At 58.4% G+C, this 21,417-nt stretch carries 17 protein-coding genes and 4 pseudogenes; 10 read left to right on the forward strand and 11 right to left on the reverse strand.

Translation table 11 applies throughout. The features are described from left to right. Position 1 precedes the first annotated feature (1 nt). Positions 2 to 1,355: pseudogene (locus RHM58_RS12000) on the reverse strand (3-oxoacyl-ACP reductase). Positions 1,356 to 1,652: 297 nt separating this feature from the next. Between RHM58_RS12000 and RHM58_RS12005 the strand changes: the two are divergent. Further along, positions 1,653 to 2,930, forward strand: coding sequence for an acetyl-CoA C-acetyltransferase (locus tag RHM58_RS12005; RefSeq protein ID WP_201256328.1), 1,278 nt, complete (start codon positions 1,653 to 1,655; stop codon positions 2,928 to 2,930). 95 nt (positions 2,931 to 3,025) lie between these two features. Continuing rightward, complete coding sequence (locus tag RHM58_RS12010) at positions 3,026 to 3,817, forward strand: AraC family transcriptional regulator (RefSeq protein WP_201256329.1); 792 nt, start codon at positions 3,026 to 3,028, stop codon at positions 3,815 to 3,817. A gap of 127 nt (positions 3,818 to 3,944) precedes the next feature. Here the strand turns inward: RHM58_RS12010 and RHM58_RS34010 are convergent, their stop codons facing one another. Both RHM58_RS34010 and RHM58_RS34015 read right to left on the reverse strand, forming a co-directional pair. After that, positions 3,945 to 4,712, reverse strand: coding sequence for a methyl-accepting chemotaxis protein (locus tag RHM58_RS34010; RefSeq protein WP_371857425.1), 768 nt, complete (start codon positions 4,710 to 4,712; stop codon positions 3,945 to 3,947). Between the two features lie 90 nt (positions 4,713 to 4,802). Further along, positions 4,803 to 5,993: pseudogene (locus RHM58_RS34015) on the reverse strand (cache domain-containing protein); the annotation flags it as partial. A gap of 343 nt (positions 5,994 to 6,336) precedes the next feature. Here RHM58_RS34015 and RHM58_RS12020 point away from each other — a divergent pair. Both RHM58_RS12020 and RHM58_RS12025 read left to right on the forward strand, forming a co-directional pair. Continuing rightward, positions 6,337 to 7,230 carry a PA4780 family RIO1-like protein kinase gene (locus tag RHM58_RS12020; protein ID WP_201189303.1) on the forward strand — a complete coding sequence of 298 codons (894 nt, stop codon included), beginning with the start codon at positions 6,337 to 6,339 and terminating at the stop codon, positions 7,228 to 7,230. A 211-nt stretch (positions 7,231 to 7,441) separates the two neighbouring features. Continuing rightward, on the forward strand, positions 7,442 to 8,656 hold the full coding sequence (locus tag RHM58_RS12025) for an MFS transporter (protein ID WP_322270832.1): 1,215 nt from the start codon (positions 7,442 to 7,444) through the stop codon (positions 8,654 to 8,656). Here the strand turns inward: RHM58_RS12025 and cueR are convergent. The 3 genes from cueR to RHM58_RS12040 form a co-directional block, all read right to left on the reverse strand. Next, the gene (cueR, locus tag RHM58_RS12030) at positions 8,610 to 9,023 is read right to left on the reverse strand and encodes a Cu(I)-responsive transcriptional regulator (protein WP_123598926.1); all 414 of its coding nucleotides are present in this window, start codon (positions 9,021 to 9,023) and stop codon (positions 8,610 to 8,612) included. The genes RHM58_RS12025 and cueR overlap by 47 nt on opposite strands. Then, positions 9,020 to 11,410, reverse strand: coding sequence for a heavy metal translocating P-type ATPase (locus RHM58_RS12035; protein WP_322270454.1), 2,391 nt, complete (start codon positions 11,408 to 11,410; stop codon positions 9,020 to 9,022). The genes cueR and RHM58_RS12035 overlap by 4 nt, the downstream gene beginning before the upstream one ends. A 177-nt stretch (positions 11,411 to 11,587) precedes the next feature. Then, positions 11,588 to 11,971: a hypothetical protein gene (locus tag RHM58_RS12040; RefSeq protein WP_201200309.1), complete on the reverse strand. Its 384-nt coding sequence runs from the start codon at positions 11,969 to 11,971 to the stop codon at positions 11,588 to 11,590. A 159-nt stretch (positions 11,972 to 12,130) separates the two neighbouring features. On the opposite strand from RHM58_RS12040, the gene RHM58_RS12045 reads away from it, so the two are divergent. Further along, entirely contained in the window at positions 12,131 to 12,328 is a 198-nt protein-coding gene (locus RHM58_RS12045; RefSeq protein ID WP_201200311.1) for a heavy-metal-associated domain-containing protein, read from the forward strand. A gap of 216 nt (positions 12,329 to 12,544) precedes the next feature. After that, positions 12,545 to 13,741 carry a multidrug effflux MFS transporter gene (locus RHM58_RS12050; protein ID WP_201200313.1) on the forward strand — a complete coding sequence of 399 codons (1,197 nt, stop codon included), beginning with the start codon at positions 12,545 to 12,547 and terminating at the stop codon, positions 13,739 to 13,741. A gap of 7 nt (positions 13,742 to 13,748) precedes the next feature. On the opposite strand, the gene RHM58_RS12055 is transcribed toward RHM58_RS12050, so the two are convergent. From RHM58_RS12055 to RHM58_RS12065, 3 genes are all read right to left on the reverse strand, one after another. Continuing rightward, positions 13,749 to 13,919 carry a hypothetical protein gene (locus RHM58_RS12055; protein ID WP_201200314.1) on the reverse strand — a complete coding sequence of 57 codons (171 nt, stop codon included), beginning with the start codon at positions 13,917 to 13,919 and terminating at the stop codon, positions 13,749 to 13,751. A gap of 200 nt (positions 13,920 to 14,119) precedes the next feature. Then, complete coding sequence (locus tag RHM58_RS12060) at positions 14,120 to 15,133, reverse strand: zinc-binding alcohol dehydrogenase family protein (protein ID WP_322270455.1); 1,014 nt, start codon at positions 15,131 to 15,133, stop codon at positions 14,120 to 14,122. Between the two features lie 32 nt (positions 15,134 to 15,165). Then, positions 15,166 to 15,459 carry a putative quinol monooxygenase gene (locus RHM58_RS12065; protein WP_201256331.1) on the reverse strand — a complete coding sequence of 98 codons (294 nt, stop codon included), beginning with the start codon at positions 15,457 to 15,459 and terminating at the stop codon, positions 15,166 to 15,168. 118 nt (positions 15,460 to 15,577) lie between these two features. Between RHM58_RS12065 and RHM58_RS12070 the strand changes: the two genes are divergently transcribed. Beyond that, complete coding sequence (locus RHM58_RS12070) at positions 15,578 to 16,507, forward strand: LysR family transcriptional regulator (protein ID WP_201200318.1); 930 nt, start codon at positions 15,578 to 15,580, stop codon at positions 16,505 to 16,507. A 421-nt stretch (positions 16,508 to 16,928) separates the two neighbouring features. Here the strand turns inward: RHM58_RS12070 and RHM58_RS34020 are convergent, their stop codons facing one another. Together RHM58_RS34020 and RHM58_RS34025 are read right to left on the reverse strand one after the other, a co-directional pair. After that, the gene (locus RHM58_RS34020; RefSeq protein WP_416195352.1) at positions 16,929 to 17,141 is read right to left on the reverse strand and encodes a hypothetical protein; all 213 of its coding nucleotides are present in this window, start codon (positions 17,139 to 17,141) and stop codon (positions 16,929 to 16,931) included. Then, positions 17,142 to 17,261, reverse strand: a pseudogene (locus RHM58_RS34025) (transcriptional regulator); the annotation flags it as partial. 85 nt (positions 17,262 to 17,346) lie between these two features. On the opposite strand from RHM58_RS34025, the gene RHM58_RS12080 reads away from it, so the two are divergent. The 3 genes and pseudogenes from RHM58_RS12080 (at position 17,347) to RHM58_RS12090 (ending at position 20,936) form a co-directional block, all read left to right on the forward strand. Continuing rightward, on the forward strand, positions 17,347 to 17,787 hold the full coding sequence (locus tag RHM58_RS12080; protein ID WP_322270457.1) for a hypothetical protein: 441 nt from the start codon (positions 17,347 to 17,349) through the stop codon (positions 17,785 to 17,787). 110 nt (positions 17,788 to 17,897) lie between these two features. After that, a pseudogene (locus RHM58_RS12085) lies at positions 17,898 to 18,541 on the forward strand (alanine racemase C-terminal domain-containing protein); the annotation flags it as partial. A 1,453-nt stretch (positions 18,542 to 19,994) separates the two neighbouring features. Continuing rightward, a complete protein-coding gene (locus RHM58_RS12090; RefSeq protein WP_322270458.1) occupies positions 19,995 to 20,936 on the forward strand; it encodes a hypothetical protein in 942 nt (313 codons plus the stop codon). Positions 20,937 to 21,417: the final 481 nt, after the last annotated feature.

Below are 21,417 nucleotides of genomic sequence, written 5' to 3' on the forward strand. Positions count from 1 at the left end.
GCTACGCCCCCAGGACACTTTGTCCGCAGACCCGCAACGCTTGCCCGGTGAACGCACCGGTGCCTGGTTGCGCGAGCCAGGCCACCGCTTCGGCGACGTCCTGCGGCAAGCCGCCCTGGCCCAGTGAACTCATGCGGCGCCCGGCCTCACGCAGGGCAAACGGAATGTGCGCGGTCATCTGGGTTTCGATAAACCCCGGCGCCACCGCGTTGATGCTGATGCCGCGCTCATGCAGCAGCGGCGCCCAGGCTTGGGCGAGGCCGATCAGCCCGGCCTTGCTCGCGGCGTAGTTGGTTTGCCCGCGATTACCGGCGATGCCGCTGATCGAGGCCAGCAAAATCACCCGGCCGTTGTCGCGCAGGGTGCCGGCGTCGAGCAGCGCTTTGGTCAGCACTTGCGGCGCATTGAGGTTGACCGCCAGCACCGCGTCCCAGAATTCCGGGGTCATGTTGGCCAGGGTTTTGTCGCGGGTGATGCCGGCGTTGTGGACCACGATGTCGATGCCGTCGGGCAAGTGTTCGATCAACTGCGCCGCGGCATCCTCGGCGCAAATATCCAGGGTGATGGCGCGCCCGCCGAGGCGTGCGGCGAGGGCTTCAAGATCGGTCTTGGCCGGTGGCACGTCGAGCAGAATCACATCTGCGCCATCACGGGCCAAGGTTTCGGCGATGGAGGCCCCGATCCCGCGAGCGGCGCCCGTCACCAGCGCTTTGCGGCCCGACAGTGGGCGAGTCCAATCCTGCACCGGCGTGTCGCAAGCGGTCAGGCGAATCGCTTGCCCGGACACGAAAGCACTTTTGGGTGAGAGGAAAAACCGCAGCGGACCTTCCAGTTGATCCTCGGCCCCATCGCCGACGTAGATCAGTTGCAGGGTGCCGCCACTGCGCAGCTCTTTGGCGAGCGAACGGCTGAAACCTTCCAGGGCTCGCTGGGCGCTGGCGGCGAATGGGTCGGTCAAGGTTTCCGGCGCACGGCCCAGAATCACCAGGTGCGCGCTGTTATCGAGGTTTTTCATCAGCGGTTGAAAAAACTCGCGCAGCTGTTTGAGCTGATCGGTTTGCATCAGGTGACTGGCGTCGAACACCACGGCTTTGAGTTTCGGGCCGTGGCCGGGAATCCATGCGGTAGCCAGGGACGGCTCGGTGCCGTAGCTGTAAATCGCGTCGGTCAGGCGGTTGGCGAAAACGCTGACATTTTCTGCCAGCGGGGCCGCCGCCGATCAGCAGCGCCCCTTCGACAGGTCGCAGGCGTCCGGCCTGCCAGCGTTCCAGGCGAACCGGCGACGGCAGACCCAAAGCCCCGACCAGGCGGTGGCCGATGGACGAATTGGCGAAGTCGATATAACGGTCTGACATGGAACGCTCTCCGGCAGCTGGGGTTCAAAGTGTGGACCACGAATGGCGATCAGTCGTTCGATCCACGAGATAAGGCCTACGCTTGAACACAGAACATTGGTCTTAACTTGGGTTTAGCAGAGGTTTTAGCTTGGGCTCAGCAGAACTGGCAGGGGAATGCTGAACCTGTGGGAGCGGGCTTGCTCGCGAAAGCGGTGGGTCAGTCAACAAAGATGTTGAATGTGCCGGCCTCTTCGCGAGCAAGCCCGCTTCCACAGTGGACCGCGTTCACATTTTAATTTTTAGAAGGAGCTTTTCATGACTCAGCTGCGCCGCGTCGCGATCATTGGCGGTAACCGTATTCCTTTCGCCCGCTCCAACGGGCCGTACGCCACCGCCAGTAACCAGGCGATGCTCACCGCAGCGCTCGAAGGCCTGATCGAACGCTTCAACCTGCACGGTTTGCGCATGGGCGAAGTGGCGGCCGGCGCGGTGCTCAAGCTCTCGCGGGATTTCAACCTGACCCGCGAATGCGTGCTCGGCTCGCGGCTGTCGCCGACCACCCCGGCCTACGACATCCAACAAGCCTGCGGCACCGGTCTGGAAGCAGCGATATTGGTGGCCAACAAAATCGCCCTCGGCCAGATCGAGTGCGGCATTGCCGGTGGCGTCGATACCACCTCCGATGCGCCGATTGGCGTCAGCGAAGGTCTGCGCAAAATCCTTCTGGAAGCCAACCGCGCCAAAACCACAGGCGACAAACTGAAAACGTTCCTGCAACTGCGTCCGCACCACCTGATCCCGGAATTTCCGCGCAACGGTGAGCCGCGCACCGGCCTGTCCATGGGCCAGCACTGCGAGTTGATGGCCCAGACCTGGAACATCCCCCGTGCTGAGCAGGATCAACTGGCCCTCGAAAGCCATCAGAAACTGGCCGCGTCCTACGCCGAAGGTTGGCACAACGATCTGATGACGCCGTTCCTCGGCCTGACCCGGGACAACAATCTGCGCCCGGACCTGACCCTGGAAAAACTCGCCTCGCTCAAACCGGCCTTCGAGAAAAGCGCCAAGGGCACCATGACGGCGGGCAACTCCACGCCACTGACCGATGGCGCGTCGCTGGTGCTGTTGGGCAGTGAAGAATGGGCGAAAGAGCGCGGCTTGCCGATCCTCGCGTACTTGCGCGACGGCGAAGCGGCGGCGGTGGATTTCGTCAACGGCGCCGAAGGGCTGCTGATGGCGCCGGTGTACGCCGTACCGCGTTTGCTGGCGCGCAATGGCCTGACCTTGCAGGATTTCGACTATTACGAAATCCACGAAGCCTTCGCCGCGCAGGTGCTCTGCACGTTGAAGGCCTGGGAAGATCCCGAATACTGCAAAACCCGCCTCGGCCTCGACGCGCCGCTGGGCTCCATCGACCGCAACCGGCTCAACGTCAAGGGCAGTTCACTGGCGGCGGGGCATCCGTTTGCGGCTACGGGTGGGCGCATCGTCGCCAACCTGGCGAAGCTGCTGGACGCGGCGGGCAAGGGCCGCGGGTTGATCTCGATCTGTGCCGCCGGTGGCCAAGGCGTAACAGCCATCATCGAACGCTAAAATTGACCACAACCTGATGTGGGAGCGGGCTTGTCAGGAAGGGAGAGTTGGCCTAACGTCGCGTTATCTGCCGTCCTGCGACATAAGGCCCATCAATGACGTCCAACGGACAAATCTCCCTCGAACGGTCTATTCCCGCAATTACGGCATTACCGCGCCCGTTGTTCGCCCGCGCCGAAAGCCTCAACGCCGGGTCATGGACACCGCCCCATCGCCACGACTGGGTGCAGTTTTCCTACGCCATCAGCGGCGTTCTCGGTGTGCATACCGCCGAAGGCAGTTTCTTCGCACCGCCGCAGTGGGGCATCTGGATTCCGGCGGATCTTGAGCATCAAGTGGTGACCTCGATGCGTGCCGAAATGCGCAGCCTGTATGTGCGTCGCGAGGAGAGTGCCTGGGCGGACGGGCGTTGCCGGGTGCTGGAAGTCACGCCGCTGGCCCGGGAGCTGATCAAGAGTTTTTGCCTGCTGCCGGTGGAGTATCCACAGGGCGACAGCCAGGAGACGCGGCTGGTGAACGTGTTGCTGGATCAGTTGGCGAGTTTGCCGGAGGTGGAATTCTCTCTACCGTTGCCCCGTCATGAGCGGTTGCTCGGGTTGTGCAATGAACTGATCGAAAACCCGGAGCAGGTCGTGACCTTGCAACAATGGGCGCAGCGATTGGGCACTTCGGAAAAAACCCTGATGCGGCTGTTTCAACGCGAGACCGGGTTGAGCTTTCGCGGCTGGCGCCAGCGCATGCGGCTGCTGTCGTCATTGAGTTTGCTGGAGGAGGGCGACAGCGTGACCAATGCCGCGCTGGCGTGCGGGTATGACTCGACGTCGGCGTTTATTGCGGCGTTCAAAGGTTTGTTCGGGTTTACCCCGGGTGAATTGTTCCGGCAGTAACACACCGAACCAATGTGGGAGCGGGCTTGCTCGCGAAGGGGCCATTACATTCAACATCTCTGTTGGCTGTTACACCGCTTTCGCGAGCAAGCCCGCTCCCACACTGGATTTGTGGTATTGCCGGGGATCAGGTTCTGAACCGTCGAACCAACCCATCCAGCTCATTCGACAAGCCGGCCAGGCTCTGGGAATCGAGCCGCGCCGAGTTCGCCAGTTCCGCCACCAATTGCGCATCGCCATGAATCTGGCTGATGTGCCGATTGATGTCCTCAGCCACCTGATGCTGTTCTTCCGCCGCCGTCGCAATCTGCGTGTTCATATCGCGAATCACGTCCACCGACTCACGAATCTGCCCGAAGCTGCTGCGCGCTTCACCAATGCGGGTGACCGACTGCTGCGACACTTCCAGGCTCGCATGCATCTGCTGTGTCACCTGGCTGGTGCGCTTGGCGAGGTTGCCGAGCAACCCGTCAATTTCCGCTGTCGAGTCGGCCGTGCGTTTAGCCAGGGCGCGAACTTCATCCGCCACCACCGCAAACCCACGACCCTGCTCACCGGCCCGTGCCGCTTCAATCGCAGCGTTCAGCGCCAGCAGGTTGGTCTGTTCGGCAATCGAACGGATGGTCCCGAGAATCGACTGAATGTCGTTGCTGTCGCGTTCCAGCTGCTGCATCGACTGGGCTGACTGTTCGATTTCCTGGCTCAAGCGATCGACGCTGGTCACTGCGGCATCGATCTGCTGCTGACCTTCCCGGGCCTGACGCTGGCCACTGTCGGCCGACTCGGCGGCCTGGCTGCACGAACGGGCGACTTCGTTGGCGGTAGCGACCATTTCGTGGAACGCCGTGGACACCATGTCCACCGCTTCACGCTGGCGCCCGGCGGCTTCGGCCATGTCGCTGGACACTCGGGTCGAGCTCTGGGACGTGGCGAGGATTTTGTTCGCCGCACCGCCGATGTTTTGGATCAGGTTGCGGATCGCCGCCAGGAACTGGTTGAACCAGTTGGCCAGTTGCGCGGTTTCGTCGTTGCCACGGATTTCGAGGTTCTTGGTCAGGTCGCCTTCACCTTGGGCGATGCCTTCCAGACCGCTGGCCACACTGCGGATCGGCCGCACGATGACACTGGCAAAACTGGCGCCGACGATGGCAAAGAACACCGCAAGCACTGCGGCGATGATGGCGATCAACCAGGTCAACTGGGTGGCCGAGCTCATCACGTCGGTTTGCTTGATCAGGCCGATAAAGGTCCAGCCCAGTTGCTCCGATGGCCAGACGTTGGCCATGTAGCGCTCGCCGTTCAGTTCGACTTCCACTAGGCCTTTGCCGGCCTTGGCCAGTTGCGCGTAGCCGTCGCCGAGGCTGCTCAGGGCTTTGAAGTTGTGCTCAGGCTGCTTCGGATCGACCAGCACGGTGCCGCTGTTTTCCAGCAGCATCAGGTAGCCGGTTTCGCCGAGTTTGATCTGTTTGACGATTTCGGTGAGCTGCTTGAGCGTCACGTCAATGCTGACCACGCCGCCGTTGCTGCCCAACTTGTTGTCGATGGTGCGCACGGTGCTGACGTAGGACGCATCGTCCTGAGCCCAGTAATAAGCCTCGGTGCGGAACGGCTTGCCCGGTTTGGCCTGTGCAGCCTTGTACCAGGGACGCTGGCGCGGGTCGTAGTTGTTCAGCTTCGCGTCGTCCGGCCAGGACACGTAGCCGCCGGCGGCGGTGCCGACGATCGCGTAGGCGTAGGACGGATGGCTGTTGCCCAGGTCCTGAAGGAGCGCGAAGACTTTTTTGTCCATCTCGCCCTGAGGAATGCTCTCGGCGTTGGCGGCCATGTAGGTCTTGAGGCTGTCGTCGGTGTTCTTGATCAGCGACTGGGACGCCAGATAATCAACGTTTTGGCTGATACCGTCGAAAAACAGTTGCATGGCATTGCTGACCTGGCGGATCTCGCGGCCACTGCTGTCGACGAAACCTTCTTTGGCATCACTGCGCAGGTTCAGCACGACCAGTGTGGCGACCAGTACCACAGGCAAGCAGGCGATGATTGCAAACGCCCAGGTCAACTTCTGTTTGATGTTCATCCGCGCTCCAGATTTTTTTGTAGGCCCACGCAGTGCAGATGACTCGCGGATTATTGGCAGCCGAAAACGGTGTTGATTGACTCGGTTCCTTGAGGGCGGCATCGTCTTTTTTGTCGAGACGATTGTCGGACAAATCCTTTTCTCTCTGATGACTTCGGCTGAAAAAATGGGAAATTGAGGCCTTCTAAGAAAAAACCTACAAATAGGGGAATCCGGATGTCAGCTTCTGTCGCAAATGCCCTCGCATCCCTTCGCCAACAAGCGTTGGCGTCTCGGCTATGATCTCCGTGAGTCATTGATTGGTGCAGGATTTAACGGATAAATTCGGCACATTGTGTGCATCTGCAATGTTCATAGGTCGGCAACCCCTCCCCGACGCGCAAGGATTGCCGTATAACGAATGACTTTCGCGTGTTTGGTAATAAAGGACCCACAATAAAAGCTGATGAAGACTCCAAAACGCATTGAACCCCTGATCGAGGACGGTCTGGTCGACGAGGTGCTGCGCCCACTCATGAGTGGTAAAGAAGCAGCTGTTTATGTGGTGCGCTGCGGTAATGAGCTACGTTGCGCGAAGGTCTACAAGGAGGCGAATAAACGCAGTTTCCGTCAGGCGGCCGAGTACCAGGAAGGCCGCAAGGTGCGCAACAGCCGACAGGCTCGGGCGATGGCCAAGGGCTCCAAGTTCGGCAAGAAAGAAACCGAGGACGCCTGGCAGAACGCCGAAGTCGCGGCCCTGTTCCGTCTGGCCGGCGCCGGTGTGCGGGTGCCCAAGCCGTATGACTTCCTCGAAGGCGTACTGCTCATGGAGCTGGTGGCCGATGAATACGGCGATGCCGCGCCGCGTCTGAACGACGTGGTGCTGGAACCGGATCAGGCCCGTGAATATCACGCGTTCCTGATTTCCCAAATCGTGCTGATGTTGTGTACCGGTCTGGTGCACGGTGACCTTTCGGAGTTCAACGTACTGTTGACCCCGACCGGCCCGGTCATCATTGACTTGCCGCAAGCTGTGGATGCGGCGGGCAACAACCACGCGTTCAACATGCTGGAGCGGGACGTGGGCAACATGGCGTCCTACTTCGGGCGTTTTGCGCCGGAGTTGAAAAAGACCAAGTACGCCAAGGAAATGTGGGCGCTCTACGAAGCCGGCACCTTGCACCCGGCCAGCGTGTTGACCGGCGAGTTCGACGAGCCGGAAGAGCTGGCGGACGTTGGCGGCGTCATACGCGAAATCGAGGCGGCACGCCTGGATGAAGAGCGTAAACAAGCGGTGCGCGCGGCTGATGATGCGCCACCGGGCAAAACCGAAGAACCGCCTCCACCTTGGATGCAGTGATCGGTTAACGAAAAACCCGGCGCAGGCCGGGTTTTTGTGTCTGCCCGGCACCGCCCCAACATCCACTGACGACCCAACGTGGGAGCGGGCTTGCTCGCGATGGTGCGGCAGATTCAACATGGAAGTCGACGGACACACCGCTTTCGTGCGCAAGCCAGCTCCCACATACTGCGGCACTCGAAACACCCACACTCAAGGATTGATTGTGAACATCCCTTCCACGCGCAATGCCCAGCTCATCATCACCGCTCGTCTGATCTCCGACTTCGGTGCATTCCTCAACATGGTCGCCCTGGCCACTTACGTTTACGTGCTCAGCAACAGCGCCATGAGCGTCGCGATCTTCCTCGCCAGCCGCGTAGCCGGAGGGGTTTTTGCCAGTTTGATCGGCACCACGTTCTATCGGCGCTGGTCTGGCTGTGTGCCGCTGATTGCCTTCGACCTGTTGCGTGCAGGGGTTCTAGGTTTGTTATTGATTCTGCCGGTGACCCAGCAAGCATTGCTGCTGCCGGTAATTGCGTTTGGTCTGGGGTTTGGCAATTCGATGTTCGCCATCGGCCTCAACAGCCAATTGCCGAACCTGATCGACCGCGAACACTTGCTCAAGACCAACGCCTGGATCACTTCGGCAGCGTCCATTGCGATGGTCGGTGGCAGTCTGGTGGCGGGGTTGGTGGTCGCGGCGTTTGGCTTTGAAGCGGTGTTCGCACTGAATGTGGTCACGTATCTGCTGGCGGCGTTGTTGATTGTGCCGTTGCGATTTCGCGCAACCGTTCCCGCTGCAGAATCGAATTCCGAACGCGGGGAATGGTCGGCGCTGCTTCAGGGGTTACGGTCCGCTCCGGTGCTGGCGGCGATGCTTGCAGTCGCCATGGCCGACACCCTCGGCAGCGCGGCGCACAACGTCGGGTTCCCGATCATCTCCCGACTGTTGACGCCGGAATCGGCCAGTACCACGTTGGGTCTGATGCTGGCGGTCTGGGCCAGCGGCAAACTCATCGGCGCGCGGATTGCCAGCCGTCTCAAAGGCTCGGACAACATCAATTTGGAGCGGCGGTTTTTCTTCGGCGTGCTGCTGATGTCCTGCGGCTTCATCCTGATGTTCCAGCAACAGACCCTTTACGGTTTGCTGCTGTTCTCGTTGCCGGCCGGGCTGGGCGACGGTTTTTCCGAAGTCGGTCTGATGTCGCGCCTGCAACGTGAGCCGGACCACCTGCGTCTGCCGATCTTCAGCTTCCTTACGCTGTTGCAAATGACCGGCTTCGGTATCGGCATGCTGATCGCCGCGCCGTTCTATGCCTGGTGGACGCCCGGCGCGGTGGTGATGTTGTTCCACGGTATTCCCCTCACCACGTTGCTGGTGGTGAAGGGCTTGTCGCTCAGGCGCGAGCAGGCTCGGCGCAGCAACCCGACGCCAGCTCCTTGAGGATCGGGCAGTCGGGGCGGTGGTCGCCCTGACAGTGCTCGACCAAATCCTGCAAGGTGTCGCGCAGTTGGCCGAGTTCGCGGATCTTCTGGTTCAGCTCGTCGATGTGTTGACGGGCCAGTGCCTTCACATCAGCGCTGGCCCGCTGGCGGTCCTGCCAAAGGGTCAGCAGTTTACCGACCTCTTCCAGTGAGAATCCCAAGTCCCGGGAACGCTTGATGAAGGCCAGTGTGTGCAGGTCATCATCGCCATAGACCCGGTAGCCGCTGTCGGTGCGATGGGCAGCCTTGAGCAAGCCTGTGGATTCGTAATAACGGATCATCTTCGCGCTCAGGCCACTGTGGCGGGCCGCTTGGCCGATGTTCATCGGTTGTCCTCCAGATCCTTGGGTTTCCAGGTTTTCAACAGTAACGCATTGCTCACCACGCTGACGCTCGACAGCGCCATGGCCGCGCCGGCCAGTACCGGGTTGAGGAAGCCGAACGCCGCCAGCGGAATGCCGATCAGGTTATAGACGAAGGCCCAGAACAGATTTTGCCGGATCTTCGCGTAGGTCTTGCGGCTGATCTCCAGCGCCGCCGGCACCAGCCGTGGATCACCGCGCATCAGGGTGATCCCGGCGGCGTGCATCGCCACGTCAGTGCCGCCACCCATGGCGATGCCGATATCCGCGGCGGCCAGCGCAGGGGCGTCGTTGATGCCGTCGCCGACCATCGCCACCACGCCGGTTTTCTTCAATTCGGCGACGGTGGCGGCTTTGTCCGCCGGGAGGACTTCAGCGTGAACATCTTTAATTCCCAAGGCGTCGGCCACTACTTTGGCGCTGCCACGGTTGTCGCCGGTCAGCAGGTGGCTGCTGATATTGCGTGCGTTGAGTTGCTGCACCGCTTGCAAGGCACCGGGCTTGAGGGTGTCGCCAAAGGCAAACAGGCCGAGCACGCGCGGATCGGGGCTTTGCTCGATCAGCCAGGACAGCGTCCGGCCTTCGGTTTCCCAGTCTTTTGCGGAATCAGCCAAGGAGCCCGCGCTCAAAGCGCTTTCCTCCAGCAGACGACGATTGCCCAGCGCCAACCGACGCCCGTCGAGGGTGCCGGCAATCCCGCGTCCGGTCAGCGACTGGCTGTCGCTGACATCGGCCACGATCAACCCACGCTCGGCGCAAGCATCCAGAACAGCTTTGGCCAGCGGGTGTTCGCTGCCCCGTTGCAGCGCGCCGGCCATTTGCAGCAGCGGCGCTTCATTACCGTCAACCGCGCTCAAATGAGCGATGCGCGGGGTACCGGAGGTGAGGGTGCCGGTCTTGTCGAAGACCACCGCGCTGACTTCATGGGCACGCTCCAGCGCTTCGGCGTCCTTGATCAAAATCCCGTAGCGCGCCGCCACGCCAGTGCCGGCCATGATCGCGGTCGGCGTGGCCAGGCCCAAGGCGCAAGGGCAGGCGATCACCAGCACCGCGACGGCGTTGATCAATGCCGTTTCGATCGGTGCGCCGTATAGCCACCAACCGATCAACGTCGCCAGGGCCAGGACCAATACCGTCGGCACGAACACCTGGCTGACTTTATCCACCAGTTTCTGGATCGGCGCTTTCGCGGCTTGAGCATCCTCGACCAGACGAATGATCCGCGCCAATACGGTTTCGGCGCCGAGCGCCAAGGTGCGAACCAGCAACCGACCTTCGCCGTTGATCGCACCACCGGTGACTTTATCGCCGGGTTGTTTTGGCACTGGCAGGCTTTCGCCGCTGATCAACGCTTCGTCGGCGTGGCTCTGGCCTTCCACTACTTCGCCGTCCACGGGGAAGCGTTCGCCGGGTTTGACCATGACCAGATCATTCAGGCGCAAGGCGCTGATGGCGACATCTTGTTCACGGCCGTCGATGACTTGAATCGCCCGCTCCGGACGCAAGGCTTCCAGTGCGCGAATGGCGCTGGCGGTCTGGCGTTTAGCGCGACTTTCCAGGTATTTGCCCAGCAGCACCAGGGCGATTACCACCGCTGACGCTTCGAAATACAGATGCGGCATACGCCCGGCGGCGGTGGCCCATTCGTAGAGGCTCAAGCCATAACCGGCGCTGGTGCCCAGGGCGACGAGCAGGTCCATATTGCCGGCCCCGGCGCGCACGGCTTTCCAGGCAGCGACGTAAAACCTTGCGCCGAAGATGAATTGCACCGGCGTGGCCAAGGCGAATTGTGCCCAGGCCGGGAGCATCCAGTGCACGCCTAAGGGCTGCAGCAGCATCGGCAGCACCAGTGGCAGGGCGAGGGCGATGGCCGCGAGCAAGATCCAGCGCTCACGATGAAGGCGGGCCTGTTGATTGTCGGTGGGGTGTTCGACTTCCCAGACGCTGGCGTTGTAGCCCGCCTTGGTGACAGCGGCGATCAGGATTTGCGGATCGATGTGGCCGAGCAGTTCGAGGTGCGCACGTTCGTTGGCCAGGTTGACGCTGACGCTTTTCACCCCTGGCACCTTGGTCAGCGCCCGTTCGACCCGGCCGACGCAGGACGCGCAGGTCATGCCGTCGATGCTCAACTCCAGACTTTGCTGCGGCACGCTGTAGCCGGCCTGCTGCACCGCGTCCATCAATGCAGGCAAGCTGTCGCTGGGCGCTTGGATACGCGCCTGCTCGGTGGCCAGGTTGACACTGACGGCTGTGGCGCCGATGACTTTGCTCAAGGCGCGCTCGACACGCCCGGCGCAACTGGCGCAGGTCATGCCGACAATCGGCAGGTCGAAAGTGGTGGATTCGGACATCGGTCACGCTCCCTGTAGAAAGTGTCTACAGGATCAACCTTGCCATGCTGGCAAGGTCAAGCGCCATGTTCCAGATCAATAGATCAAAAGATCGCAGCCTTCGGCAGCTCCTACATTGATGGTGTGGTAACCCAATCCCGTAGGAGCTGCCGAAGGCTGCGATCTTTTACAGGCGACTCAATACTCGAGAGCGGCCGGCCGCAGGTACATCCCTCTCGCCGTCGTCGCAATCCGGTACTTCACGACATCGCCGGCCTTGAGCGTGATTTCCTGCGCGGGCGGTGCCAGCATGCCAGGGCTGCAGCCCGGGACTTGACCGGGTTCCAGCTTCAGACGTACGGAAATCGTGCCGTGAGGCAGGTTGAACGAGATGGTCTGCTCCTGCAGCAATCGCCCCACAGGCTGGTCCTGTATGTACACGCCAATCTCGCAGGAGGTCGCCACTTCCAGGCGCTCACGCGAGATGATCAGAACCGCGTAATCCTCGCCGGCGGCGTTGGCCGAAGGCAGGGCGGCGAAAAGGCTGAGGAAGCCAAACAGGCTGAGAGTTGACCAGCGCATGGCTGAATCTCCAGAGGTCGAGTCATTGATGGACGCAGCTTGGCCGAGCGCGCGGCCGATTGCCAGCCCGGCAGTCTATTTCAGAACTTGACCTTGCCATGGTGGCAAGCTCGAGACTGCCGGCAGATCATCCAAAAGCCTCATTACAGGAGTCATCCCATGCAAGTGTTCAACGTTCAAGGCATGTCCTGCGGTCACTGCGTCAAGGCCATCACCCAAGCCCTGCAAGCCAGGGACCCGGCCGCCAGCGTGCGCGTGGATCTGGGGGCGAAGGAAGTCGGCGTCGAAAGCGCACTGACCACCGAGCAGGTGATCGCCGCGATCACTGAAGAAGGCTACGAAGCCAAAGTCGCCTGAAACATTTGCTTTTGTAGGAGTAAAGCTTGCTCGCGAAGAGGCCGGCACATTCAACATAGATGTCGACTGACACTCCACTTTCGCGAGCAAGCCCGCTCCCACATTGATTTGAGTTCATCCAGCAGTTTTTAATAGTTAGCGACCTATCGGAATGTTCAAGGCGTCCCCGCGCGGCTAGACTGTCGAGCTGTCGAACCACGCCCAACTGGATGCCCGATGAACTTGCGTACCATTTTGATTCTTGGCGCCCTGACCGCTTTCGGTCCGCTGGCGATCGATTTCTATCTGCCGGCGTTCCCGGCCATCGCGCAAGCGTTCGGCACCGACGAAAAACACGTTCAAATGACGCTCGCTGCGTATTTTCTTGGCTTGTCCATTGGTCAGTTGCTCTACGGCCCGGTGGCGGATCGTTTCGGGCGGCGTATTCCGTTGCTGACTGGCGTTGGCTTGTTCACCGCTGCTTCCCTGGCCTGCGCATTTGCGCCGAATCTGGAATGGCTGATGGGTGCGCGATTCATCCAGGCGCTGGGCGGTTGCGCGGGAATGGTGATCTCCCGGGCGGTGGTCAGTGATAAATGTGATGCGGTGGGCTCGGCGAAGGTCTTTTCCCAACTGATGCTGGTGATGGGCCTGGCGCCGATTCTTGCACCGATGCTCGGCGGATTGTTGGTCAACACCACGGGCTGGCAGTCGATCTTCCTGGTGTTGACCTGCTTCAGCGCCTTGGCCGCCCTGGCCGTGGCCCTCGGGTTGCCGGAAAGCCTGCCGGACTATGTGCCGCGCCAACCGTTGAAAGGGGCATTGCGGCAGTACGGTCGCTTATTAGCCGACCCGGTTTACCTCGGCCACGCCCTGACCGGCGGTCTCGCCGTCGCCGGGATGTTTGCCTACATCTCTGGTTCGCCGTTTGTCTTCATCAAGCTTTATGGCGTGCCGGCCGAGCATTTCGGCTGGCTGTTCGGCACCAACGCGGCGGGCTTCATTCTGGTGGCGCAGGTCAACGCGCGACTGTTGGCCAAGCGTGGCCCGGCGTTCCTGCTGGCGCGCACAGTTTGGATTTATCTGGGCGCGGGCCTGACATTGCTCGCTGTCAGCTCACTGCACACCGAACAGCTTTGGCCGCTGCTGATTCCATTGTTTGTCTGCATCGCCAGCCTCGGTTGCATCCTCCCCAACGCTTCAGCCTGCGCCATGAACGGACAGGGCGCCCGCGCCGGCAGTGCATCGGCGCTGCTCGGCTGCCTGCAATTCAGCATCGCCGCCGGGGCGTCGGCACTGGTGGGCGTTTTACACGATGGCAGCGCCATGCCGATGGCTACGGTCATCAGCCTGTGCGGGATTCTGGTGGTGAGCGTCGCGATGCTCACCCGGCGTTTGCAAAATGCCCGGGCGCTGGCCCAAGCAGAGGCGTGATGAGGACTCAGCCAGCGGCACGCTGCTGGCGGTCTGGGATTTTATGAGGGGCGAGAAGCCGCGCTTCAAGGGTGCGGGTGAAAGCGAGCGCTTCAGCTTCGCTGCGGAACGTGACGGCGTGTTGGTCCAGGCGGACCTGCCATTGGGATGTTGCCACTTCTTTTATCAGGATCTTCATTGCTGACCTCCTTCAGTAAAAGACGGTGTCGCAGAGGTTTCGATTGTAGACCTGAATACGATCGCAATTGTGACAAGGGTCAACCTTCGGACTGACGGTTTGCAAGATCAAAAGGTCGCAGCCTTTTGTCGAGCCGGGCTTACCCGCGATGGCGATCTCAAGGACGCTTTCGCGGGCAAGCCTCGCTCCTGCGGGAGCGGTTAGAACCCTTCCAGCACAATCTTGCCCTTGGACTTGCCGCTTTCCAGCAGTTCATGGGCGCGGCGCAGGTTGGTTGCGTTGATGGTGCCGAAGTGTTCGCCCACTGTGGTTTTCAGCGTGCCGGCATCAATCAGCCCGGCCACGCGGTTGAGCAGGTTGTGCTGCTCGATCATGTCGGCCGTTTCAAACAGCGAGCGGGTGTACATAAATTCCCAGTGCAGCGAAATGCTCTTGCGCTTGAGCTTGGTCACGTCCAGCGCCTTTGGATCATCGATCAGCGCCAGTTTGCCCTGAGGCGCCAAGGCTTCGATCAGTTGATCTAGGTGCTCATCGGTTTGGGTCAGGCTGGCGACGTGGGTCACCTGCCCAACGCCGGCACGCTTGAGTTCTTCGCTCAACGGCTGGCTGTGATCGATCACCAGATCGGCCCCCAGCTCACGCACCCAGCTCTGGGTTTGTGGGCGAGATGCGGTGCCGATGACCTTCAGCCCGGTGAGTTGCCTGGCGAGTTGGGTCAGGATCGAGCCGACACCGCCGGCAGCCCCGACGATCAGCAGACTCTGGCCTTCATCGGTTTTGCCTTCGCGCACTTGCAGGCGCTCGAACAACAATTCCCACGCGGTGATCGCGGTTAACGGCAGGGCGGCGGCTTCAGCGAAACCGAGGGTTTTCGGCATATGGCCGACAATCCGCTCGTCCACCACATGCAGTTCGCTATTGCCGCCAGCCCGGGCGATGGAGCCGGCGTAAAACACTTTGTCGCCGGTCTTGAACAGCGTCACTTCACTGCCTACAGCTTTGACCACGCCCGCCACGTCCCAACCCAGCACTTTTGCCGCGCCGCCTTCAGGCTGGACGTTCTGCCGAACCTTGGCGTCCACCGGGTTGACCGAGATGGCTTTGACTTCCACCAGCAGGTCGCGGGGACCGGGGACCGGTTCTGGCAGTTCGATGTCTTGCAGGGATTTTGCGTCGCTGATCGGCAGGGCGGCGTAATAGGCAATGGCTTTCATGGAGGGCTCCGGAACAGTAATAGAGGAAGGGATCAGGCCAGGGTGCGCAGGCGCTTGAGGTCGAAGTGTTCGAGAAAGTCACCGGCCTTGGCGCGGAAGTTCTGGATGTGGGCGCTGGCGTCATGGGCTTGCAGGGCTTGGTCGCTGCTCCATTGTTCGATCATGTAGAACGCCAGTGGGTTGGCCAGATCCTGATGCAAGTCGTATTGACCGCAACCGGCCTCGGCGCGGGTCGGTTCCAGTAGCGCTCGCAAGTGCTGTTCGAGGGCGTCCTGCTGGCCAGCTTTGGCGATGAGGGTGGCGATGGCGGTAAAAGGCTGGGACATGTTCGACTCCTGACGCTGAGTGATTTCGATGGGACAGATGATTGGCTATTTCTCTGCAAGATAAAACCCGCTAAAAGAGCACTCTCTTTCAATATTTTTTTGATAATCGAGGCTGAAGATGCTGCGTTTCGATGACTTGCAGTTGTTTGTCCGGGCGGCGGACCTGGGCAGCCTGTCGGCGGCGGCGCGGGTGATGGACATGTCGGCGGCAGTGGCCAGCGCGGCGCTGAAGCGTATCGAACAGCAACTCGGCGCGCGGTTGCTAGCCCGTTCCACCCGCAGTCTGCGCCTGACGGCCGAAGGTGAAGGCTTTCTGGAATATGCCCGGGCGGCCCTGAGCAATCTGGATGAGGGCCGCCGTCTGCTGGCCAGCGGACAGGATCAGGTCAGCGGTGTGCTGCAACTGTCGGCGCCGTCGGATTTCGGACGCAACCTGTTGCTGCCATGGCTGGATGAATTTCAGCGTGAACATCCGAAACTCACTGTGCGTTTACTGTTGGGGGATCGCATCGCCGACCTGTTCCGCCAACCGGTGGACATTGCCCTGCGTTACGGCGAGCCAGAAGATTCGAGCCTGGTGGCGCTGCCCATAGCCCCGCAAAACCGCCGGGTCCTCTGCGCCTCGCCCGGTTATCTGGCCCGGCACGGCGAGCCGCGCCAACTGGAGCAACTGGCGCAACACAATTGCCTGTTGTTCATGCTCGGCAGCCGGGTTCACGATCACTGGAGTTTCCACGATGGCAAGCGCGAAGTCGGGTTGACGGTCAGTGGTGACCGTTTCAGCGATGACGCTGACGTGGTGCGACTGTGGGCCGTTGCGGGGGCGGGGATTGCCTACAAGTCCTGGCTCGATGTGGCTGCCGATGTGTTGGCCGGTCGCTTGAAAGTGCTGATGCCGGAGTTGCTCTGTGAGCGCGCACCACTGAATTTACTGTGTGCTCATCGCGCGCAATTGAGTAAGCCGGTGAACCTTTTGCGGGAAATGCTTGCCAGCCGATGTGCGCATTTGGGGCGTCAATTTCCAGCCCTACCGGGTGTAGATCAATAGTCGCAGGCAAATAGCGAAATTTCTGTCAGGAACTATCAGCACCGGAAGCGTCCCAAGGGCAGGAACCAGCGGTTAACCCGCTTATACTAGCGCCCGCTTCATGCCTGCACGGTCGAACCGGCCCTGACGCGTTCACAATCCTGTCGTCCTTGCCCGGGAGTCGGCCCGGGTTGTTCGACAGAACACATTGCGAGGGTGGTTTGCCTGACCCGGTTCATGGCGGTTTACGCGTCTTGGCCGACGACATATTACTGGTCAAGATGTCTGTGAGCAGTAGACGAAATGATTCAACAGGGAGTGAATACATCTGGTGCGTTAGTAACAGTTACTTGTTATTTTTTCTTGTATATTCAATAAGTTATCGTTAGTAACTATTTTTGAGTTTGCACGGTGCACCGTGCAAATCGAGTGAATTCAGAGCCTATCGCACCTGCTTGGCTTTGGGATGGTGCTTTCGCAGCTTTGAAACGCCCTCGGCGACCTCAAGGCGCTCGATCTCCTCAATAACGTCCTCGAGCACTTTGGCAACAGAGCGATTTTCTTTCAGTGCATAACTACCAATCATCAACGTTATGGGATGCGCACCAAGCACAGCAGCGATGTCGTCGAGCTTCTCGATGGTTGGAGCGTACAAACCTCGCTCCAAAGTGCTGACATAAGTCCGACTACTGATGGTGGAAAAGTCCTCCTGCGTTCGGCCTTGTTTTACACGAAGCCACCGAAGAACCGTCCCGAAAGCACTTTTCAATTCCACTTTGCATACCCTGCAAAAGGAACGATAAGGCGCTTTCGAACAGTATATGACTACAATGTATACTGTTCATCTTGAGGGGGCGGTCGTGTTCATAACCAATCGACAGGCAGAAGTGAACGGCTCTCAGGCAATGCTAGAGCCTGGCCACCAAGGCTGGCATTTTGTTCAACAACAACTTATGTCACCTTGGTTTCACACAACGATAGCTAGGTGCGTGGACGGCTTGGAGTTCCACGAAGTCGTGTTCGTGGATAGCTTGCAAACGCTATCGTCCATTCTGGAGCTCTCGGAAATAGGTGTACAAGTGAAGTCGGTACAGTTGGTGTCACCTGGTTGGCTCAACGGCACCGGTGACTGGCGCATGGATATGCTGCTGGAAGTGGCTCGAAGCCAGGATGGAACCTCGTTAAGGTACACCCTCACGGACGGCCAACATTACTACTTCCCCGATACGCATCCGGAAGTCTCCAAGGCGTATTGCGTACAGGTGTTTCCAAAATCAAATGCCGATAAGGAAAAACGCTGAGATCTTGTGAAGTTTGGGTTGCAGGTGTTGGCCGAGTGAATGGTTAGCCATTCACTCAAGCAGACAGCTGCTGACAGGCGTGCCGCTTAGCCATCACTAAGGTACCGAACCTAGAGGTGGTCGCGATCATGACTCACTTCGCGGTGGAAGAGAAAGAAGACGTGCTCAAGGGCCTGGCGACGTTTAACGAACAGGCCGCTTGGTTGATGGACGCAGCCCAGCTCGACCGCAAGAAAATGACCTTGCATGCGGCCAACTCGTTCGCCACCCTGGAAGTGCCTGAGTCGCACTTGGACATGGTCCGCCCTGGTGGTGCCCTATATGGCGATACTGTGGTTTCGCACACCGAGTATCAGCGGGTCATGCAGTTCAAGACGCACGTCGCGTCGGTCAATAACTACCCAGCCGGTAATACTGTCGGCTATGACCGAACTACACCCTGAGCCGCGATTCGAAACTGGCGAACATTACGGTCGGTTACTCCGATGGTTATCGCCGCGTGTTTACCAACAAGGGTGTGGTGTTGATCGATGGTCATCGAGTGCCAGTAGTGGGCAAGGTTTCTATGAACACCTTGATGGTCGATGTCACGGATGCACCCGACGTAAAAGCGGGTGACGAAGTGGTACTGTTTGGAAAGCAAGGCGCAAGTGAGATCAGCCAAGCTGAAGTCGAAGAGATCAACGGTGCGCTACTCGCCGATCTCTATACCGTTTGGGGCAACTCCAACCCCAAGGTACTGGTCGAGAAGTAGCCCCTTCCATTGTTATAATCAAAGCGCGCGCCCTAGGGCGCGCCTTTGCCTGGCTAGTGTCGGATGGGAAAACCTGAGTCAGGTACTAATGGGTAACGAAGGCACTGCTTCGTGTAAATCACTTTTATACCTTGTTAACTACCGTGGTTTACAGTGCGAAAATTAGGTTAACAAGGTGACGAGTTGAGCCCATAGACTCGAGGCGTCTCCCTCACTGATCGAGATTCCGTGGCTGCGTTCGATAGCCATGGATCGCTCGCTTCCTCTTGAGATCAATGCGTTTCAGCTGATAAAGCATCTGGTCGATTCACTGTGTTGGATCCGCTCCATTTTACGGAGCAAAAAAGGGCACCCCAAATCTGATGCGCTGCTCCAGCAATTTTCTGTTGTCGTCTATCCTTGGCTAGTCTTACTCTCTCAGGAAATACGCGATGGATAGAATAATTCCCCCAGGCCTTAGCGTATCGGCAATCGGTTTATGCCTAAGTCCGTTTTCTTACTTCCAGCACTTCGAGCAACAAAAGTGTTTTAGGTGCCAAAGTTACCTCCACGGAAAAACTGAAGAGGCCACAAACTCTGCTCTACTCAGTAGCTTCAAAAAGCGAGATGTGTCGAGCCAGGATTGAAGGCACCGCAGGGGCGGGGTTAGCAGTTACCCCTGAACCCGCGCGTTGGCAATCGGTCGATTGCAGCCCTTCGCGACACGCAGCAATCGGCCGATTCTGTTGAAAAAGTCGGCCATGGTTTCCACGGCAGAAAAGTACGCGCTTCAGATTGAAATCTTTACTTTAAGCAGAGGATTCCGGGCTCAGATTTCGCGTAGCTGCGCGCAAAAAAGGAGTTTTCAGCAGTCAGTACGCGGGCAATCTGGAAGGACCGACTTTTTCAACACAATCGGCCAATAGTGGACGGTGGACAGTCGAGGGGCGAATGGGTGGCGTCGACCCGGCTAAAGCCTGCCCCTTGAATGTCTGCAAAGGGTTGTGCGTGGCCGATTGCCAAGGGAGCGATGCAGGCTCTTGTCGTTTCTCATCGGGGTTACAGATTCGACGGTAGGTAATGAACGCACAGATGGAAAGCGTGAGAGCCTTCCAGCGAGGTCGTTCGGGTTAGCCAGCTAATGAAAGCCTTTCAACGACTAGCCCGTTAGCCTAGTGAAAATCCATCTACATCGACTCGATCGAAACCACTTCCACAAATCGGAATTTTTTCTTTGCCACCCTAGTCGAACGCAGCTATTCAGCTAGCGGTAGAAACGACGACACTTTTCCCATTTCGAGGCTACCAAAGCGCTAAGTTGAAATTTTGCCCGGCATGTGGTTGGCATACGCGCAAGCGTGAGATTTTCTCAAATAATGTCTTTATTTTAAATAAAGATTTTTTTGTTATTGTCGATACACTTAATGACTTTTGTTAAAGTCAATTGGATTTAGCTAATTATAAGGGGTGAGTTTTGGGAAATAAAAGAAAACAGTCTAAGCCTGTTGTGAATACTCAAGACCCCACTAGAGCTGAGAGGGCGAAGCTATCGAAGACTAGCAAAATTTTTGCGTATATAAAAGCGCATCCGATTGCCGCCGTTGTTGTGTTGGCAATGCCCGCTACTCCATTTGTCTATCAGGTGGTAGGTGATTTATCAGATGGAAAATGGTCTGGTGAGGCGACGCTCTATCTTCACAGTGAGCCGCTTGAAAGTAATTCGCCAGTTTATATGTTTTACGCTAGCCCTACGGCTTCAGAATCAGAACGCATTATAGTTCCTGTGGAAGTATCGGTATTAAATGACTCAAGAAAGGCGGCGAAAAGCGTCAATCTGTCTCTGAGATACGTCAAGGCAACCGATCGCGATAAATTACCTGAAAGCGCGCAGACATACTCTGGATCGCTTGGCGCGGCAGATATAATGCATGATACAAACTCAAGCGATAGTTACGTATATTCCAACTATCGAATCGCACTGATGCCACCTGCAGATAAGATCTCTTTTACAGATGGTGCGTTTGCCGTGCCGAATTACTTGAGAAAGGATATGCCTGTCTATATGTCGCTTGGTTCGGGCCTGGATGTCAAGGCATCTCTATCTAGTGAAATGCAATCGAAGCATGAGTGGGATATTAGGTACAGAGGGGTTGTTGCCAAAGACAACAAAGGGGTAGGAGACTGGATCAAGCGGGACTATGGGGAGTATATCGCTATCGAACTTAGGGAGAAAGAAGGGTTTTGGCGTTATTTGTGGGGGTGGGCTACGGCAACAAAGGTTACCGTATTTAGCTTCTCTCCTAAATTTCGAACTGATGAAAGCCATAAGATTTATGTACCTATTAAAAATCCTGAAGAATATAAAGGATATCGCTTTAGTCCTTACGCAAAAGAATTAATTTTTGGCGTTAACTGAGTGCTGTGTTTCCAAATTAGTTTGAGTCAGTTTTTTTCAAAAAGCAGAATACTGCTGCGGCTTTGAACAGAGTTTGAAATAAAAACTGAATAGCCCCTGATTTTGTAGGTGTCATGACACGTTGGGAGGGGCCGATTGCTGAACTTCGTGACAGACAGCAATCGGCCAGAAGCGGACGACAACCTCATAAATAAACAAGGTAATCCCCGGCTAAGCCGGGGGACTTCTTGAGGTTTGATCGTGTGATGCGGTCATTGGGAACCTTCTGTCTCTACTAAGAGATAGGGTACACCCAGTGGAGCCTTGCTCATACGAAGTGGGACAGTAAGCGTCACGATGTCTTCATTCCGAAGAGGCGCAAGAAGGCTATCTTCGGTGCGATCCGGAAACCCCTTGGTGAGGTATTGCATGAGTTGGCGAGGCAGCGGGAATGGTCAAGATATAGGCGGAGAACTGAAATAAGTCCTAAATATGGAGCTTA

The sequence above is a fragment of the Pseudomonas sp. 10S4 genome (assembly GCF_034344865.1).
In the GTDB taxonomy this organism is placed as follows: Bacteria; Pseudomonadota; Gammaproteobacteria; order Pseudomonadales; family Pseudomonadaceae; genus Aquipseudomonas.

Excerpts from the sequence above, each read along its gene's own strand:
- RHM58_RS12005 (WP_201256328.1), top strand. The coding sequence starts at position 1,653 with ATGACTCAGCTGCGCCGCGTCGCGATCATTGGCGGTAACCGTATTCCT.
- RHM58_RS12010 (WP_201256329.1), top strand. The coding sequence starts at position 3,026 with ATGACGTCCAACGGACAAATCTCCCTCGAACGGTCTATTCCCGCAATT.
- RHM58_RS34010 (WP_371857425.1), bottom strand. The coding sequence starts at position 4,712 with ATGGCCGAAGCCGCCGGGCGCCAGCGTGAAGCGGTGGACATGGTGTCC.
- RHM58_RS12020 (WP_201189303.1), top strand. The coding sequence starts at position 6,337 with ATGAAGACTCCAAAACGCATTGAACCCCTGATCGAGGACGGTCTGGTC.
- cueR (WP_123598926.1), bottom strand. The coding sequence starts at position 9,023 with ATGAACATCGGCCAAGCGGCCCGCCACAGTGGCCTGAGCGCGAAGATG.
- RHM58_RS12035 (WP_322270454.1), bottom strand. The coding sequence starts at position 11,410 with ATGTCCGAATCCACCACTTTCGACCTGCCGATTGTCGGCATGACCTGC.
- RHM58_RS12040 (WP_201200309.1), bottom strand. The coding sequence starts at position 11,971 with ATGCGCTGGTCAACTCTCAGCCTGTTTGGCTTCCTCAGCCTTTTCGCC.
- RHM58_RS12045 (WP_201200311.1), top strand. The coding sequence starts at position 12,131 with ATGCAAGTGTTCAACGTTCAAGGCATGTCCTGCGGTCACTGCGTCAAG.
- RHM58_RS12050 (WP_201200313.1), top strand. The coding sequence starts at position 12,545 with ATGAACTTGCGTACCATTTTGATTCTTGGCGCCCTGACCGCTTTCGGT.
- RHM58_RS12055 (WP_201200314.1), bottom strand. The coding sequence starts at position 13,919 with ATGAAGATCCTGATAAAAGAAGTGGCAACATCCCAATGGCAGGTCCGC.
- RHM58_RS12060 (WP_322270455.1), bottom strand. The coding sequence starts at position 15,133 with ATGAAAGCCATTGCCTATTACGCCGCCCTGCCGATCAGCGACGCAAAA.
- RHM58_RS12065 (WP_201256331.1), bottom strand. The coding sequence starts at position 15,459 with ATGTCCCAGCCTTTTACCGCCATCGCCACCCTCATCGCCAAAGCTGGC.
- RHM58_RS12070 (WP_201200318.1), top strand. The coding sequence starts at position 15,578 with ATGCTGCGTTTCGATGACTTGCAGTTGTTTGTCCGGGCGGCGGACCTG.